The 15,385-nt window shown below is 68.3% G+C and carries 20 protein-coding genes; 4 read left to right on the plus strand and 16 right to left on the minus strand.

Features of this window, described 5'->3' with window-relative positions; all coding sequences use genetic code 11:
- A partial coding sequence (locus G579_RS0110675) for an ISL3 family transposase (RefSeq protein WP_028990182.1) occupies positions 1 to 278 on the plus strand: 278 nt, incomplete at its 5' end.
- An 83-nt stretch (positions 279 to 361) separates the two neighbouring features.
- Positions 362 to 667, plus strand: a complete 306-nt coding sequence (locus G579_RS0110680; RefSeq protein WP_028990183.1) for a hypothetical protein — start codon at positions 362 to 364, stop codon at positions 665 to 667.
- 43 nt (positions 668 to 710) lie between these two features.
- On the opposite strand, the gene G579_RS0110685 is transcribed toward G579_RS0110680, so the two are convergent.
- The 5 genes from G579_RS0110685 to argB all read right to left on the minus strand — a co-directional run bounded on the left by G579_RS0110685 (position 711) and on the right by argB (position 4,426).
- Positions 711 to 1,277: a porin family protein gene (locus tag G579_RS0110685; RefSeq protein WP_028990184.1), complete on the minus strand. Its 567-nt coding sequence runs from the start codon at positions 1,275 to 1,277 to the stop codon at positions 711 to 713.
- 337 nt (positions 1,278 to 1,614) lie between these two features.
- On the minus strand, positions 1,615 to 2,451 hold the full coding sequence (locus G579_RS0110690) for a hypothetical protein (RefSeq protein ID WP_028990185.1): 837 nt from the start codon (positions 2,449 to 2,451) through the stop codon (positions 1,615 to 1,617).
- Positions 2,452 to 2,520: 69 nt separating this feature from the next.
- A complete protein-coding gene (locus tag G579_RS0110695) occupies positions 2,521 to 3,168 on the minus strand; it encodes a pyrimidine 5'-nucleotidase (protein ID WP_028990186.1) in 648 nt (215 codons plus the stop codon).
- A 41-nt stretch (positions 3,169 to 3,209) separates the two neighbouring features.
- Positions 3,210 to 3,488 carry a hypothetical protein gene (locus G579_RS0110700; RefSeq protein WP_028990187.1) on the minus strand — a complete coding sequence of 93 codons (279 nt, stop codon included), beginning with the start codon at positions 3,486 to 3,488 and terminating at the stop codon, positions 3,210 to 3,212.
- 50 nt (positions 3,489 to 3,538) lie between these two features.
- Positions 3,539 to 4,426, minus strand: coding sequence for an acetylglutamate kinase (gene argB / locus G579_RS0110705; protein ID WP_038019486.1), 888 nt, complete (start codon positions 4,424 to 4,426; stop codon positions 3,539 to 3,541).
- Between the two features lie 153 nt (positions 4,427 to 4,579).
- Between argB and sorA the strand changes: the two genes are divergently transcribed.
- On the plus strand, positions 4,580 to 5,821 hold the full coding sequence (sorA, locus tag G579_RS0110710) for a SorA family sulfite dehydrogenase catalytic subunit (RefSeq protein WP_051181410.1): 1,242 nt from the start codon (positions 4,580 to 4,582) through the stop codon (positions 5,819 to 5,821).
- A 12-nt stretch (positions 5,822 to 5,833) separates the two neighbouring features.
- The gene (locus tag G579_RS0110715) at positions 5,834 to 6,178 is read left to right on the plus strand and encodes a c-type cytochrome (RefSeq protein ID WP_028990190.1); all 345 of its coding nucleotides are present in this window, start codon (positions 5,834 to 5,836) and stop codon (positions 6,176 to 6,178) included.
- A gap of 422 nt (positions 6,179 to 6,600) precedes the next feature.
- Here the strand turns inward: G579_RS0110715 and hslU are convergent, their stop codons facing one another.
- The 11 genes from hslU to lysA form a co-directional block, all read right to left on the minus strand.
- Positions 6,601 to 7,926, minus strand: coding sequence for an ATP-dependent protease ATPase subunit HslU (gene hslU / locus G579_RS0110720; RefSeq protein ID WP_028990191.1), 1,326 nt, complete (start codon positions 7,924 to 7,926; stop codon positions 6,601 to 6,603).
- A gap of 60 nt (positions 7,927 to 7,986) precedes the next feature.
- Positions 7,987 to 8,511, minus strand: a complete 525-nt coding sequence (hslV, locus tag G579_RS0110725; RefSeq protein WP_038019491.1) for an ATP-dependent protease subunit HslV — start codon at positions 8,509 to 8,511, stop codon at positions 7,987 to 7,989.
- Between the two features lie 184 nt (positions 8,512 to 8,695).
- Positions 8,696 to 9,655: an alpha/beta fold hydrolase gene (locus tag G579_RS0110730; RefSeq protein ID WP_051181413.1), complete on the minus strand. Its 960-nt coding sequence runs from the start codon at positions 9,653 to 9,655 to the stop codon at positions 8,696 to 8,698.
- A gap of 48 nt (positions 9,656 to 9,703) precedes the next feature.
- Positions 9,704 to 10,627, minus strand: a complete 924-nt coding sequence (locus G579_RS0110735; protein ID WP_028990194.1) for a tyrosine recombinase XerC — start codon at positions 10,625 to 10,627, stop codon at positions 9,704 to 9,706.
- On the minus strand, positions 10,606 to 11,292 hold the full coding sequence (locus G579_RS0110740) for a DUF484 family protein (RefSeq protein ID WP_028990195.1): 687 nt from the start codon (positions 11,290 to 11,292) through the stop codon (positions 10,606 to 10,608). Before G579_RS0110740 ends, G579_RS0110735 begins: the two co-directional genes overlap by 22 nt.
- A complete protein-coding gene (locus tag G579_RS19275) occupies positions 11,293 to 11,469 on the minus strand; it encodes a hypothetical protein (RefSeq protein WP_169376794.1) in 177 nt (58 codons plus the stop codon).
- Positions 11,470 to 11,493: 24 nt separating this feature from the next.
- Positions 11,494 to 12,342 carry a diaminopimelate epimerase gene (gene dapF / locus G579_RS0110750; RefSeq protein WP_028990196.1) on the minus strand — a complete coding sequence of 283 codons (849 nt, stop codon included), beginning with the start codon at positions 12,340 to 12,342 and terminating at the stop codon, positions 11,494 to 11,496.
- 13 nt (positions 12,343 to 12,355) lie between these two features.
- Complete coding sequence (locus G579_RS17065) at positions 12,356 to 12,757, minus strand: hypothetical protein (RefSeq protein ID WP_051181416.1); 402 nt, start codon at positions 12,755 to 12,757, stop codon at positions 12,356 to 12,358.
- A 231-nt stretch (positions 12,758 to 12,988) separates the two neighbouring features.
- On the minus strand, positions 12,989 to 13,444 hold the full coding sequence (locus tag G579_RS0110760; RefSeq protein ID WP_230973837.1) for a YbhB/YbcL family Raf kinase inhibitor-like protein: 456 nt from the start codon (positions 13,442 to 13,444) through the stop codon (positions 12,989 to 12,991).
- 18 nt (positions 13,445 to 13,462) lie between these two features.
- On the minus strand, positions 13,463 to 14,056 hold the full coding sequence (locus tag G579_RS0110765; RefSeq protein WP_051181419.1) for a YbhB/YbcL family Raf kinase inhibitor-like protein: 594 nt from the start codon (positions 14,054 to 14,056) through the stop codon (positions 13,463 to 13,465).
- A 33-nt stretch (positions 14,057 to 14,089) separates the two neighbouring features.
- Complete coding sequence (gene lysA, locus G579_RS0110770; protein WP_028990199.1) at positions 14,090 to 15,331, minus strand: diaminopimelate decarboxylase; 1,242 nt, start codon at positions 15,329 to 15,331, stop codon at positions 14,090 to 14,092.
- Positions 15,332 to 15,385: the final 54 nt, after the last annotated feature.

A 15,385-nucleotide genomic window follows, 5' to 3' on the forward strand; every position in this document is an offset into this window, starting at 1 on the left:
ACATGCTCAAGCACTGGTGCACCTGCGTCATGCGTTCCAAGGTCGAACCCATGAAGGAGGTCGCCGCCATGGTCCGTCGCCACCTCGAGGGCATCGTCGCCTGGGCCCAGACCCGCCAGACCAACGGCTTCCTCGAAGCGCTCAACGGCCTGTTTCAGTCCGCCAAGCGCCGCGCTCGCGGCTTCACCCGCTTCACCACTATCAGAACCGTCATCTTCCTGATCGCCGGCAAGCTCGACTTCGCAGTGATCAACCCTCATGCCCGGCAACCCACTTGAAATTCAACAGAGCCCCCATTTTTGTTGATCTGTCCGCCCATGCCTGCTGGCGCATGGACGCACTTCCATGGCAAGGAGGTCCCATGAGCAGCGACAAGGTTTGCGGCCACATCCTCGCCGCGTCGGTGGCGATGGTGGGCGTGTGCATCACAGTGATCACGCTGGTCAAGGTCTTCGGCGCCGCCGCCCGCATCAACACCCTGATCGACGAGCTCATGGCCGTCGACAGCGTGCTCTTTCTGGTGAGCGGCTCCCTGTCCTACCTGGCGCTGCGGACGGAACGCGGCCCGTTGCCGCTGACCCGCTACGCGGACGTGATTTTCCTGCTGGGATTGCTGCTGATGATCGCGGCCAGCTTCATGCTGGCCTGGGAGATCGGGGCGGGGTAAAAAGCAGCGGCCCGGCGCCGATGCAGGCGCCGGGCCGTCCGTTTCAGAACGCGTAGTTAACGCCCAGGGTGAAGGCGTTTTCCGTGGTCTTGTGCAGATCCTCCTCGACCTGGACACGTGCCCACTCGCCGCTCAGAGCGATGGTCTCGGTTATTTCGTACTCTAGGCCCGCCCCGCCGTGGAAAGCGGCCTTGGTGCCGTGCAGATCCCCGGTGTGCTTGACCCAGGCGACGCCCAACTTGGCGAACGGCATCACGTGCCCCAGGGCGTAGCCGAGCTTGCCGTCCACGCCGTAGGCGTTGCTGCCGAAACGGATGTCATGCCGAGTGCCGTCGGGCTCGGTCAGCGTGTAGGTCTTCTTGCCGCTGAAATCGGCAAAGAGGTTGGCGCCCAGCACCGGGCCGCCGAAATTCCGGTTGTAGCCGAGCTCCAGGCCGAACGTGGGCGCCGTCCGCGTATCGTCGCCCAGCCCCGCCTCCTCGAACTTGATCACGTTCGCGCCAAGCTTGGCGCCGATGTACGGCCCGTCGAAACCCGCCGCGCTGGCCTCCGCAGCCCACAGCACGCCACCCACGATGGCAAGCACACCCAACCACTTGTTGTTTTTCATATCGCTTTTCCTCTGTTTGACAAAAATAGGATCAACACGGTACTGAACCCGGTGGCAGCGCACGAACGCAATGTGCCTGCCACCAGCAACCCCGCCATGATGGCTGCGGCTTGCAGGCCGGAGCAAGTGTGCCGTCATGCCGCGCGGCACGATGGCCGCGCACCGCCGGCTGCAGGCGCGGGACTGCCCGTGCCCTCATTGCGATCGGCACCCCCTGCGCAGCCCAGCCCGCGCCTGCGACGTCCGGCACGAGTCGTAGGAGCGGGCTTGCCCGCGATAACCGTACCGGCCGCCCGTGGACCACGGCAAGCCCTCTCCTGCGAACCGGACAGGGTTTTTAGAACCCGAAGGCCACTCCGCCCAGATAGGTGATCTGGTTGGTGCTGCTGTCCGGCTCGAAAAAGCCGGACGCGTGGACGGACGAGCGGCCGTACTTGAAGCGCTCCAGCGCAGTTTCGGCGAAGAGACTGACGCCGCCGGGCAGGCGGTAATCGACGCGGCCGCTCAGGAAATAGTTGCCGCGGTTGCCCAGCTTGAAGGGATCCTCCTCGATGCTGGCCTCCATGCGCGACTCGAAGTTGCGGCGCACCGCGCCGTCCACGCTCAGGGTCAGGCGCGGCACGGGCGAGTAGTCCGCCTTCAGGCCGGCGCCGTAGAACCAGTGGCTGTAGAGTTCCTCGTAGCCGGGCGGGTCGCCGCCGTTCAGGTTGCGCCGCCAGTAGCGCCCGCCGAGGTCCAGGTGCGGGGTCAGCATCAGGCCCTCGGCCAGCACGAAGCCCTTGCCGAGGGCCACCCGCCCGGCCAGGATCTCGGCATCGGACTGGTTGGTGACGGGAAAGCTGGCGCCGGTGAGCAGGTTGGTCACGGCGCCATTGTAGGTGGTCTGCCCGTTGGCGTAGGACAGCTCGATGTGCTCATAAAGGTTGGAGACGCCGAGGGCATCCCGCATGCTGCCGAGCTCGAACTTCACGGTGGGCAGATTGCCGTTTTCCGTGTCCAGATAGCCGGGCTGGCCCGCCAGGGTCTCGCCGTAGCCCAGGTGGGTGACGCCGGCGCCGATGCCGAAATAGTTGTTGGCGCGGATCACCGTGCCGGTGTCCGCACGGGCGGTGCCGGCCAGCAGCACGGCCGCCGCCAGGATCGCCGCTCCGCCCCTCGGCCTGAAGTCCCGCATGCTCGTCCTCCCGTATTGTCATGAAGCCCACAACTTAGCACGAGCGGCACATCAGTCAAAACACAGGAGTCAGATACGCTGTCCGAGCTGATAGATGCTGCGGCAATGCCGGTCCACGCAGCGGGAGCGGCGCAGGCGGCGCGGCTGGATGTAGATGGTGGCCATGCCCAGGCGCTTGGCGGTGGCCAGATTGGCCAGGGTGTCCTCGACCATGACGCAGGCGCGCGCGGGCACGCCGATGCGGCGCAGGATGCGGCGGTAGGCGAGCGGGTCGGGCTTGGGCCGCAGGCCCGTGGCCACCACGTCGAAAACGTCCTCGAAAAGATCTTCCACCCCCAGGCGGGCCAGCACCCGCTCGGCGTGGGCGCGCAGGCTGTTGGTGAAGACGAACTTGCGCCCCGGCAGGGCCAGCAGCAGACGGCGCAGGTGCACGTCCGGCCGCACTTCCAGCACCAGATCTTCGGGATGGATGCTGTGCAGGTAATGCAGCGGATCCACTTCGTGCAGGGCCATCAGGCCGTGCAGGGTGGTGCCGTAGCGGCGCCAGTAGTGGCGTCGCAGGCGATCCGCCTCGGCCTCCTCCAGCGCCAGGTGGCGCATGAGATAGGCGTTGATGTGCCGGTTCATGCGCGGAAAGACGTGCAGGTTGGCGTTGAAGAGGGTGTTGTCCAGATCGAATAGGTAAACGGGCCCGCGCCGCTGGCCGCGGGAGCGCAAGCCGCGGCCAGCCGGCCGGGGCCGCATCGGTCGGGCCCGGGTCAGCGCAGCCAGGCGTCCTCCACCCGGCCGTCGCGGGCGTCCAGGCGCAGGTGGAAGCGGCCCTCGCGCGGGATGCGCTTGCCCACGCCGCCACAGCCGAGCATCAGGATCTCCTCGAAGCGCACTTGGCAGTCCACGTCCAGATGTCCTTCCCGCTCCTCCACCCGCTCCAGGTCCAGCACCAGCTCGCGCGTGTCAGGCCAGCCGCCGCGCTCGCACAGCTCGGCGATCAGGCGCGTATTGTCGAAGTACTGCCGCAGGCTTTGCTCCAGTTGCATGAGACCTCCTCGAAGGTGCTTGGAAAAGCGGAAGGAGTCCACCGGCGGCGTCATTCGCCGCTGATCAGCGTCCCCACGCCCTCATCGGTGAAGATTTCCAGCAGCAATGCGTGTTCCACCCGGCCGTCGATGATGTGGGCGGTCTTGACGCCGTTGCTCACCGCCGACAGGCAGCAGGCCAGCTTGGGCAGCATGCCGCCGTAGATGGTGCCGTCGGCAATCAGGTCCTGCACGCGGCCCGGCGTCAGGCCGGTGAGCAGCTCGCCGGATTTGTCCAGCACGCCGGCGACGTTGGTCATCAGGATGAACTTCTCGGCGTGCAGGGTCTCGGCCAGCTTGCCCGCCACCAGATCGGCGTTGATGTTGTAGGTCTGGCCGTCGGGCCCCACGCCGATGGGGGCGATCACCGGGATGATGTCCTGCCGCTCCAGGATCTGCAGCAGGGCGGGATTGACGCGCTCCACCTCGCCGACCAGGCCCACGTCCAGCAGATCGTCGGGGCTCTCGCTCGCGGCGTTGCGCACCAGCAGCTTGCGCGCCTGGATCAGCCCGCCGTCCTTGCCGGTCAGGCCCACGGCGCAGCCGCCGGCCTGATTGATCAGGTTGACGATCTCCTTGTTCACCAACCCGCCCAGGACCATCTCCACCACCTGCATCGTTTCCTGATCGGTCACCCGCATGCCCTGCACGAACTCCGTGCTCACCCCCATGCGCGCCAGCGTCGCGCCGATCTGCGGCCCGCCGCCGTGCACCACCACCGGGTTCATGCCCACCAGCTTCATCAGCACCACGTCGCGGGCGAAGCGGGTCTTCAGATGCTCCTCGGTCATGGCGTTGCCGCCGTACTTGATGACGATGGTCTTGCCGTGGAAGCGCTGGATGTAGGGCAGGGCTTCCGTGAGGATGGCGGCTTTCTGGTGCGCGGTCTTGGGGGTCATGATGTATTTGGTTTGCGTCGATGGATCGAGTGCCTGCTAAAGATAGCACGCGAGCCATGCCGATGCATCACGCCGGACGGCGCGGCATTTGCGTTTCGACACATCGGGGTTAGACTCTGCATACACCCGGCCAGCACACCAGAGGAGGCTTTGATGACACCGGAAGATCCCAGCGGCCCTGTCCGGCATTCCCGGCGGGATTTCCTTCGCCTCGGCGCCGCGCTCGGCGGTTTGAGCCTCCTGGGGCGGTTGCCGGCGGGCTTGGCGCAAGAAGCGGTCGACCTGCCCTTCGCCAACGGCCATCGGCCCCTGGTGAGCTACCCGCAAAAGCGCCCACTCATGCTGCTGACCTCGCGGCCGGTACAGCTGGAAACCCCCTTCCACGTCTTCAACGATGGCATTCTCACCCCCAACGACGCCTTCTTCGTGCGCTGGCATCTGGCCAGGGTGCCTACCCAAGTGGATGCGCGCAGCTTCCGCGTGCGGGTCCACGGCAGGGTCAAGCGACGGCTCAGCCTGAGCTTGCATGACCTGCAGCGGGACTTCGAGCCCGTCGAACTGATCGCAGTCAACCAGTGCTCCGGCAATTCGCGCGGCTTTTTCATGCCCCGCGTCCCCGGCGGCCAGTGGGGCAACGGCGCCATGGGCAATGCCCGCTGGAAGGGCGTGCGCCTGCGCGACGTGCTGCAACGGGCGGGTCTCGAGCCCAACGCCGTGCAGGTGCGCTTGAACGGGCTGGATCGTGGAGTGATGGAAGTGACGCCGGACTTCATCAAGGCCCTTGATCTGGACGTCGCCCTCGGGCCGGACGTGCTGCTGGCCTACGAAATGAACGGCGAGCCGCTGCCGCTGCTGAACGGCTTCCCCCTGCGCCTGGTGGTCCCCGGCTGGTATGCCACCTACTGGGTCAAGATGCTGGACGACATCGAGGTCATCAACCACGAAGACCAGAATTTCTGGATGAAGACGGCCTACCGCATCCCCGCCACCCCCTCCGGCGGCGTGGAGCCGGGTCAGAAGGACTTCCCCACCGTGCCCATCAACCGCATGACGGTGCGCTCTTTCATCACCAGCCTCGCCGACGGTGCTGTCGTGCGCGCCGGCCAGCCCGTGGTGGTGCGCGGCATCGCCTTCGACGGCGGCTTCGGCATCCGCCGGGTGCGCTTCTCCAGCGACGGCGGCCGCCGCTGGGAGGACGCCACCCTGGGCCGCGACTACGGCAATTACAGCTTCCGCCCCTGGGAGGTGCGCTTCACGCCGCAAGCGGGCCGGGACTACACGCTCCAGTGCCAAGCCGAAAACCAGCGCGGCGAGACCCAGCCCGCCAGTGGGCCCTGGAATCCCGGCGGCTACCTGCGCAACGCCATCGAAACCGTGCGCGTACGCGCCGTCTGAGGGGAGGAGATCATGTCCCGCCATACGCTGACCCTGCTTGCCGCCGTCCTGGGGGCGCTGCTGCTCGGCGGCGCCGCCCTGGCCGTCGAACACCGCACCGTCGTAAGCATCGACCTGCCCAAGGACTACAGCCACTACCGATCCGGTCCCCATGAGGACCTGGCCCGGACCTATTGCCTCATGTGCCATGCCGCCGACTACGTCTACACGCAACCACCCCTCACGCGCACCCAGTGGGAGGCGGAAGTGACCAAAATGAAAAAAGCCTATGGCTGCCCCATCCCCGATGGGCAGATCCAGGCGCTGGCGGACTACTTGGTCAGCCAGAATGGCAAGGTGGAATCGGGTGGGCAGTAGGTCGCTAGTGTGGGGGGTTCGGGGCAAGGCACAGCTTGGGCTGGATTGGGTTCAGCCCAACGGGTTTGAGGTGGAGCGCACCGCAGCCGCCGGCTGTAGGAGCGGGCTGGCCGCGATCGGCTGCATCAGCCTCCACCGAATCGCGGGCAAGCCCGCTCCTACAGCCTAAGCTGCCGGCCCGCCAGGATTGGGCACGGCATCGCAGCCGCCCGGAATACCCCCTCCCACCGGGCAGGCGGAGGCCCCCCGGCATGATCCCCGGCAGCGAGCTTGGGCCGTGCGGTCGCCCAAGGCTGTAGGAGCGGGCTGGCTCGCGATCCACTACGCCGGCCGCCCTGGGATCGCGGGCCAGCCCGCGCCTGCAAAACCTGGCACGCCGCTGGCCGGCATGCCGGGCTTGCGAGGCCGGCCAGCCTCAGCCCTCAAAGAATATACCGCGACAAATCCAGATCCTGCACCAGATCGCCCAGGTGTGCCTGCACGTACGGGGCGTCGATCGCCACCCGGCCGCCGCTCTTGTCCGGCGCGTCGAAGGAGATCTCCTCCAGCAGCCGTTCCATGACCGTGTGCAGCCGCCGGGCGCCGATGTTCTCCACCCGCTCGTTCACCTGCTGGGCGATCTCGGCGATGCGGCGCACGCCGTCCTCGGTGAATTCGATGTCCACGCCCTCGGTGGCCAGCAGGGCCTGGTACTGGCGGGTCAGCGCCGTTTCCGGCTCGGTCAGGATGCGCACCAGATCCTCCACGTCCAGGGACTTGAGCTCCACGCGGATGGGCAGGCGGCCCTGCAGCTCGGGAATGAGGTCCGATGGCTTGGACAGATGGAAGGCGCCGCTGGCGATGAACAGGATGTGATCGGTCTTCACCGCGCCGTACTTGGTGCTGACCGTGCTGCCCTCCACCAGCGGCAGGAGATCGCGCTGCACGCCCTCGCGCGACACGTCCGGCCCCCGGCCTTCGCCGCTGCGGCTCGCCACCTTGTCGATCTCGTCGATGAAGACGATGCCGCTCGACTGCACCCGCTCCACGGCGCGCGCCTTGATCTCCTCATCGTTGACGAGCTTGCCCGCCTCCTCCTCGGTGAGCAGGCGCAGGGCCTCACGGACGGTGACGGTGCGGCTCTTGGTGCGGCGCGGGCCGCCCAGGTTGGAGAACATCTCCTGGAGCTGGCTGGTCATCTCCTCCATGCCGGGCGGGGCCATGATCTCCACCCCCACCTTGGGCGCCTGCAGCTCGACTTCGATCTCCTTGTCGTTCAGCTGGCCTTCGCGCAGCATCTTGCGGAATTTCTGGCGGGTGCCGTCGTCGGCGCGCGGCGTGAAGGCATCGCGCGGACCGGGCAGCAGGATGTCCAGCACCCGCTCCTCGGCCAGCTCCTCGGCACGCTGCCGCACCCGGCCGGTCTCCTCGGCGCGGGTCATGTTGATGGCCAGCTCCACCAGATCGCGGATGATGGATTCCACGTCCCGGCCCACGTAGCCCACCTCCGTGAACTTGGTCGCCTCCACCTTGATGAAGGGCGCGCGGGCCAGGCTGGCCAGACGGCGGGCGATCTCGGTCTTGCCCACGCCGGTGGGACCGATCATGAGGATATTCTTGGGCGTGATCTCCTCACGCAGGCCGGCCGCCACCTGGCTGCGGCGCCAGCGGTTGCGCAGGGCGATGGCCACGGCGCGCTTGGCCTCCGCCTGGCCGACGATGTACTTGTCCAGCTCCTGGACGATTTCACGGGGGGTCATTTCGGACATGTTCGAGTTCTCAAATCAGGCGTGATGAGGCTGGATGCCTTGCCACTCGGTGCCCGGCACTCACAGCTCTTCGATGGTGTGGTTCTGATTGGAATAGATGCAGATGTCGGCGGCGATTTTCAAGCCCTGCTCGACGATGGTGCGCGCCGGCAGGTCGGTGTTCTCCACCAGGGCGCGGGCGGCGGCCTGGGCATAGGGACCGCCGGAACCGATGGCGATGATGCCCATTTCCGGCTCCAGCACGTCGCCGTTGCCGGTGATGATCAGCGAGGCCTCGCGGTCCGCCACCGCCAGCAGGGCTTCCAGGCGGCGCAGCATGCGGTCGGTGCGCCAGTCCTTGGCCAGTTCCACGGCGGCGCGGGTTAGATGGCCGCGGTACTGCTCGAGCTTGCCCTCGAAGCGCTCGAAGAGGGTGAAGGCGTCCGCGGTGGCGCCGGCAAAGCCGGCCAACACGCGATCGTGATACAGGCGGCGCACCTTGCGGGCGTTGGACTTCATGACGGTATTGCCCAAGGTCACCTGGCCGTCGCCGCCGATCACCACCTGGTCGCCGCGGCGCACCGACAGGATCGTTGTACCGTGCATGGGAGCAGTCCATTCCGTCGCCATCGTCATCTCCTCGATTGGGGCAGCAAGGGGGAAGCCTCATAGTGGCACAGGATCCGCGCCGCTGCCAAGGCGGCCGAACCCGCGATTTTGCCGCAAGCGACACGGCGATCGAAGGCTTGCCGGCGATGGCCGCTCCGGCCAGGACACCCACGCGGCTGCGTCAGTGGCTCGTCCCCGGCAGCGACTGGAGGAAATCCAGCAACGGCGGCAGATACACTTCCGGATGGGAGGCGAAGAACAGGTGCTCGCCACCGGCGATGGGCAGCAGCCGAGCGCCGGGCACCCGGGCGGCCACGTGCTCGGCATGGTCGAAGGGCACCACCGTGTCGGCGGTGCCGTGCAGCACCAGGGTGGGTACGGCGACGGACTCCAGCGGCAGCTCGGGCAGCCTGGCGATCTGCGCCACGTCGTTGCGGATGCCGGCCTTGCGCGACTCCATCATGCGCCCGCAGCGGATGAAGCTCAGGATGCTTTCGAATTTGTCCGGATCGCGGATCAATTCGGTCCGCAGCTTGGGATCGTTGGCGCTCAGCATGGGCGGCAGCAGCGCCGGCCAGCGCGCCACCAGATAGGGCACGGCGTTCATGAGCGGTTCGCAAAAGGCCAGCTGGCAGGCCGGCGTCTCCAGGCGCGGCAGGAAGTCGGCGCGCCGGCTGACCGCCGCCATCATCACCAGGCCGCGGCAGCGCGCCGGGTGGCGCAGGGCGAACTGCAGCGCCGTCGGGCCGCCGGCGGAGATGCCGGCCACCGCCGCCGTCCGGATCTGCAGCGCGTCGAGCAGGGCCGCCAGGGCGTCGGCCTGCCGGGCCGGGGTGTCGCCCACGCTCAGCGGCGTGCGCAGGTAGCCGGGCCGCGAAGGGGCGATGAGGCGCAGGCCGTGGCCGTCCATCAGCCTGGCCGCCACCATGCCCTGATCGTAGCCGCCGCTGGCGCCATGGATCACCAATACCGCCGGCCCCTCCCCCACCGTCGCGTATTCCACCGGGCCGAGCGCGGTCTGCGCCATCTGGCTGGCGGCCTGCAGACGGGCCGCCTCGCGGCGTTTCCAGGCTTGGTACTTGGCACTGGAGCCGATGACGTCCGCGGCGGCCGTCACCGCCCCGAGCAGCAGGAAACGCATGCGCGGACTCCTTTCGATTCGAAGCACATTATCTGCTTAGAACCGGATTCAGCCTTCCGGTTCGCTCTTGCGGCGCCGTGCCCGCGGATGGGCCTGGTCATAGACCTTGGCCAGATGCTGGAAGTCCAGATGGGTGTAGATCTGCGTGGTGCCGATGTTGGCGTGGCCGAGGAAATCCTGCACCGCGCGCAGGTCGGAGGCGGATTCCAGCAGATGGCTGGCGGCGCTGTGGCGCAGCATGTGCGGGTGCACCGGCACGCCCAGGCCCTGCTCGCGGGCGCGCCGGCCCACCCGCAGCTCCACCGCCCGGCTGCCCAGGCGCCGGCCGCGCCCGCTGACGAAGAGCGCCGGCTCGGCGGCGGGCGCGCGCTGGGCGCGCAGGGGCAGATAGGCGCGGACGGCGGCGATGGCTTGGCTGCCCAGGGGCACCACCCGCGTCTTGCTGCCCTTGCCGGTGACGCGCACCAACCCTTCGGCCAGATCCAGATCGTTGAGATCGAGGCCGACCAGTTCCGCCAGGCGCAGCCCGGAGCCGTAGAAGACTTCCAGCATGGCGCGGTCGCGGCGATCCAGGAAACCGTCGCCGTCGACGCCCATCAGCGTGGCGGACTGATCCACGCTGAGGGCCTTGGGTAGCGGGCGGTCGCCCTTGGGCGCGGGGATGTCGAGGGCGGGATTGCTGGCGGCACGACCCTCGCGCAGGAGAAAACGGTAGAAGCTGCGCACCGCGGCCAGGCGGCGGCGGATGGCGCTGGGAGCGGCGCCGTTGCGGTGCTGGGCGCCGACGAAGTGGCGCAGGTGGCTGGGCAGCACCGCACCGGCCTCGCCCACCCCCAACCCGGCCATGTGCCGCTGCCACAGGTTGAGATCGGCGGCATAGGCCCGCAGCGTGGCGGGCGCGTGCCGCCGCGCCGCCGCCAGATGGGCCAGGTAGGCCCGGATCTCGGCCGCTAGCGGCGCCGCTGCATCCATTTGCCGAGCGCGGCGGTGGCCAGCTCACCGAGGCGGCCGAGGATCAGGGTGCCGGCCCGCGCCTCGTAGCGCTCGGGATCGCGGCTGCCGAGGGCGATGAGGCCGAAGGTATCGCCGGCATGCAGCGGCAGCAGGGCCACGGAGCGGACCATGCCGGCGGCACGGCCGAAGAGCACCTCCTTGTGCGCCGCGTCCAGCTCCACCCCCACCTTGGGCCGCGCCATGGGCAGCAGATCGAGGAAGGGCTGCAGCGTCGCCCGGGCCACCCACTCCGGCCGCTCGGCATCGCTCATCCAGTCCGGCTGGCGCAGGCGCAGGGCGATGTGTTCGACCCGGAAATCCTCGGACAGACGGGCGAGAATGGCATCCAGCACGGCGTCCAGGTCCTCGGCTTCCAGCAGCCCCTGGGCGAAATGGTGCATGCGCTCGCTCAGGCGCTCGTTCTCCCGCGCCACTTCCAGGAGATCCTGCAACTGGTTTTCCAGCTGCGCGCAACGGCCGCGCAGCACTTCCACCTGGCGCTCGATCAGGGACACGCTTTCGCCCCGCCCCACGTGGGGTATGTTGAGATCCAGGAGCAGTTCCGGGTGGTCCAGGAAAAAATCCCGATGGACCTGGAGGAACTCCAGCACCGCCTGGCTCTCGACGCTCACACTCTTCGCCACTCAGTAATCCTCCCAATGGGTATCCGTATAGGTCTCGGCGCCGCAGTGGATGACGAGCTCCGCAAGCCGCCTGCCCAGGATGTCCCCCTCCTCGTCGCTCAGCTTGTTCAAAAACTCCAGCTCGCCGGCGGGCGCCTGCAACAGTTCATGGATCCTTGCCAAGACTTCGGGGCGCATCGCTCTCTCCCTCTCAGCAGATAGTCACAATTCGCCGGCCAGCCACTCCCCCTGGAACACCGTCACCGCCGGCCCGGTCATGAACACGGGCTCGCCGGGACCGCGCCAGCTGATGCGCAGGTCGCCGCCCGGCAGGGACACGCGCACCGTCTCGTCGAGCAGATTCCACAGCCGGCCCGCCACCACGGCGGCGCAGGCATTGGTGCCGCAGGCCAGGGTCTCCCCCGCCCCGCGTTCCCAGACCCGCAGGCGGATGTGGTCGGGGCCGACCCGCTCCATGAAGCCCACATTCACCCGCTCCGGAAAATCGGGATGCCGCTCGATGGCCGGCCCCAGAGTGTCCACCGGCGCCTGCGCCACGCTCGCCACGGGCAGGATGGCATGGGGGTTGCCCATGGAGACGGCGCCGATCTCATAGGTCTGCCCGGCCACCGGCAAGGGATAGCGCAACGCCTGGGCGGGCGCGCGGAACGGGATGCGCGCGGGCTCCAGGATGGGCACGCCCATGTCGACCTGCACCTCGCCCGACGGCTGGATGGCCAGGGTGATGCGGCCGGCCAGGGTCTCCACCGGAATGACGTCCTTGTCGGTCAGGCCCTGCTCGCGTACGAAGCGGGCGAAGCAGCGGGCGCCGTTGCCGCACTGCTGCACCTCGCCGCCGTCGGCGTTGAAAATGCGGTAGCGGAAATCGGCGCGCGGGTCGGTGCTGGCCTCCACCAGCAGCACCTGATCGCAACCCACGCCGAAGCGGCGGTCGGCCAGGCGCCGGACCTCCGCGGCGGACAGGCGCACCGTCTGGCGCACGCCGTCGATCACCACGAAGTCGTTGCCCAAGCCGTGCATCTTGCTGAAACGCAATCCGGACAGCGGCATCACGGCACCCGCGTCACAGCGCCTGGTCCACGGGCAGGTACCCGTCCGCCGTGGCCAGCCGCTGCAGGCTGTCGCGGAATTGGCCCAGGAAAAGCTCGATGGATTCGGCAAAATCCGGATCCACGTCCGCCATGTTGATGCTGCCGTGCAGGGTCATCTCGCCGTTGCGGCTGGTAACGGTCCACTGCAGGGCATTGGGACAACTGACCAGTTCATAGCGCACGCCGTTGCGGATCGGCAGGCAGCGGCCGTCGAACACGCCCCAGACGCAGTCCACCCGGCCCTCGCGGCCCGCCTCGCGCAGCCCTGACACCTCATAGACGTCCTCGCACAAGGCCGGCAACGCCGCCAAGGTGCAGACCTCCTCGATGCGCGACACCGCCAAGGGCGGCTTGATCAAGTACAACCATTCCATGCACGTTACCTGCTGCCTGTAAAAAGCCGCGCCATGCGGCGCGTCCCGATGACGCCCCATCCAAACAAAATAGACCAAATCCGCCGCTTCGCCGCCTGCCGCGGATCTGCTGGACCGAGCCAATCGCGGGCAAGCCCGCTCCCACAGTTCGTGCCGGACGCCGGAGCGGCCTTACCCGCGATGCCGTTGCGGCCGGCTCTCCCTATCGCGAGCAAGCCCGCTCCTGCCGCTCTAGCGGGAATACAAGCCCGTCAGCCGCGCCTGCGCCAGCACGTGTCCCTGCATGGCGTGGCGCAGGGCCGGCAGCGGCGCGCCCGGGGGCAGGCCCAGTCTGGGCACGTCCAGGGCGTAGAAGCTGAAGTGGTAATGATGCACGCCATGCCCGCGCGGCGGACAGGGGCCGCCGTAGCCATCCCGGCCGAAGTCGTTGCGGCCATGCTTGGCCCCCTGCGGCAGGGCCCCGCCCTGACTCAACTGGGTCGCGCCGGCCGGCAGGTCGTAAACCAGCCAGTGCACGAAGGTACGGCCGGGCGCATCCGGATCCTCGACGATGAGGGCGAAGCTGCGCGTGCCCGCCGGCGCGCCCTTCCACCGCAGGGCGGGCGCCCGGTCCGCGCCGTCGCAGGTATGCTCCACCGGAATCTGGCCGTTGTGGGAGAAGGCCGGGCTGCTGAGATCCATCACCATCGCTGCCTCCGCTCTCCGTCAGATGCGGTCCACCCCGGGCACGTGGGTCTCCACGTCCTTGGCGAAGTGGCCGACCAGCTCCGCATAGGCGATCACGTGCCCGAGCTCGTGCCATTCGCGCGCCATGTGGTCGTCCGCCGGCGGCGCAGCCACGTCGCCATGCACGTGCCCCTCCACCCCCGGCCCGGGCCGGTGCTTGCGCAACCGCTCCCGCACCTCGGCCCAGGTGGCGCCTTCGGGCAGCCCGAGGGTGGGCAGATCCGTCGCGTAGAGCACGAAATCGTAGTGCACCAGGTGATGGTCCGGCAGGTGGCAGGGCGGAATGTACACCATGTCGCCGGCGTCGTTGCGGCCCACCTTGGCGCCGGCCGGCAGCTCGCCGCCCTCATGGATCAGGTTGGGCAGCACGGGCAGGTCGTAGACCAGCCAGCGCACCTGCTGGTCCGGCGGCGCCTCCCGCTGCCGCATGACCAGGACCAGGCTTTGGGTACCGTCCGGCACGTGCAACCAGCGGAAGGAGGGGATCACCCCCTCGCCCTCGCAGGTATGGCGGGAGGGAATCCAATCGTTGTTGAGAAACGCCATGCTTTCCAAAGTCAGGGAGGACTGCATCCACCACCTCCTTTCAGTTTGCAACGGCAAGAATTACCCGGTGTTCTCCAAGCTTAGCAGATCGTCCAGGGTCTCGCGGCGGCGCACGACGGTATAAGCGCTGCCGTCGACCAGCACCTCCGGCACCCGCGGGCGCGTGTTGTAGTTGCCGCTCATGACGAAGCCGTAGGCGCCGGCGCTCATCACCGCCAGCAGATCACCCGCCGCCACCCCCGCGAGTTCGCGTCCGCGCGCGAAGAAATCACCGGTCTCGCAGACGGGGCCAACCACATCGTAGACGGCGCTGTCGCCGCCCCGGCGCCGCACCGGCAGGATCTCGTGGTAGGCGTTGTACAGGGCGGGACGCATGAGGTCGTTCATGGCCGCATCCACCACGCAGAAGTGCTTGCCCTCGCCGATCTTGAGGTACTCCACCTGGGTGAGCAGGACGCCGGCATTGCCCACCACGGCGCGCCCCAGCTCGAAGACCAGCGGGATGTCCAGGCCGTCCAGGGCCTCCCGCACGGCGCGGGCGTAGTCCTCCGGCGACGGCGCTTCCTCGTCACGGTAGCGGATGCCCACCCCGCCGCCCAGGTCCAAATGGTGGATGCTGATGCCTTCCGCCTGCAGGGTGCGCAGCAGCGCCACCAGGCGGCGGGCGGCGTCGCCGATGGGCGAGAGGTCCAGCAACTGGGAGCCGATGTGGCAGGCGATGCCGCGGATCCGCACGTGGGGCAGCGCCGCCGCCTGCCGATACACCGCCGGGGCGCGCTCGATGGGGATGCCGAACTTGTTCTCGGACAGGCCGGTGGAGATGTAGGGGTGGGTCTTGGGATCCACGTCCGGATTGACGCGCAGGGCGACGGGCGCCACCCTGCCCAGCTCCCCGGCCAAGGCGTTGATGCGCCGCAGCTCCGGCTCGGACTCCACGTTGAAGCAGAAGATGCCCGCCTCCAGGGCCAGGCGGATGTCGGCCGCCGACTTGCCCACCCCGGAGAAGACCACCTTGTCCGCCGCGCCGCCGGCGCGCAGTACCCGCACCAGCTCGCCGCCGGACACGATGTCGAAGCCGGCGCCCGCCTCTGCCAGCACGCGCAGCACCGCCAGGTTGGAGTTGGCCTTGACGGCGAAGCAGACCAGGGCGTCGGGCCCCAGGGCCTCGGCGAAGTGCCGATAGCGCCCGCGGATCGCCGCCTTGGAATAGACGTAAACGGGCGTGCCGACATCCGCCGCAATGGCGGACAGAGGCACGCCCTCGGCGTGCAGGACTTCGTCCCGGTAATCAAAGCACATCATGCAACCTCGAAATTGCGCCGGCGGGACGGCCAGCGCCGCCCTCCGCCTGCCGCT

The sequence above is a fragment of the Thermithiobacillus tepidarius DSM 3134 genome (assembly GCF_000423825.1).
GTDB classification, from domain to species: Bacteria; Pseudomonadota; Gammaproteobacteria; order Acidithiobacillales; family Thermithiobacillaceae; genus Thermithiobacillus; species Thermithiobacillus tepidarius.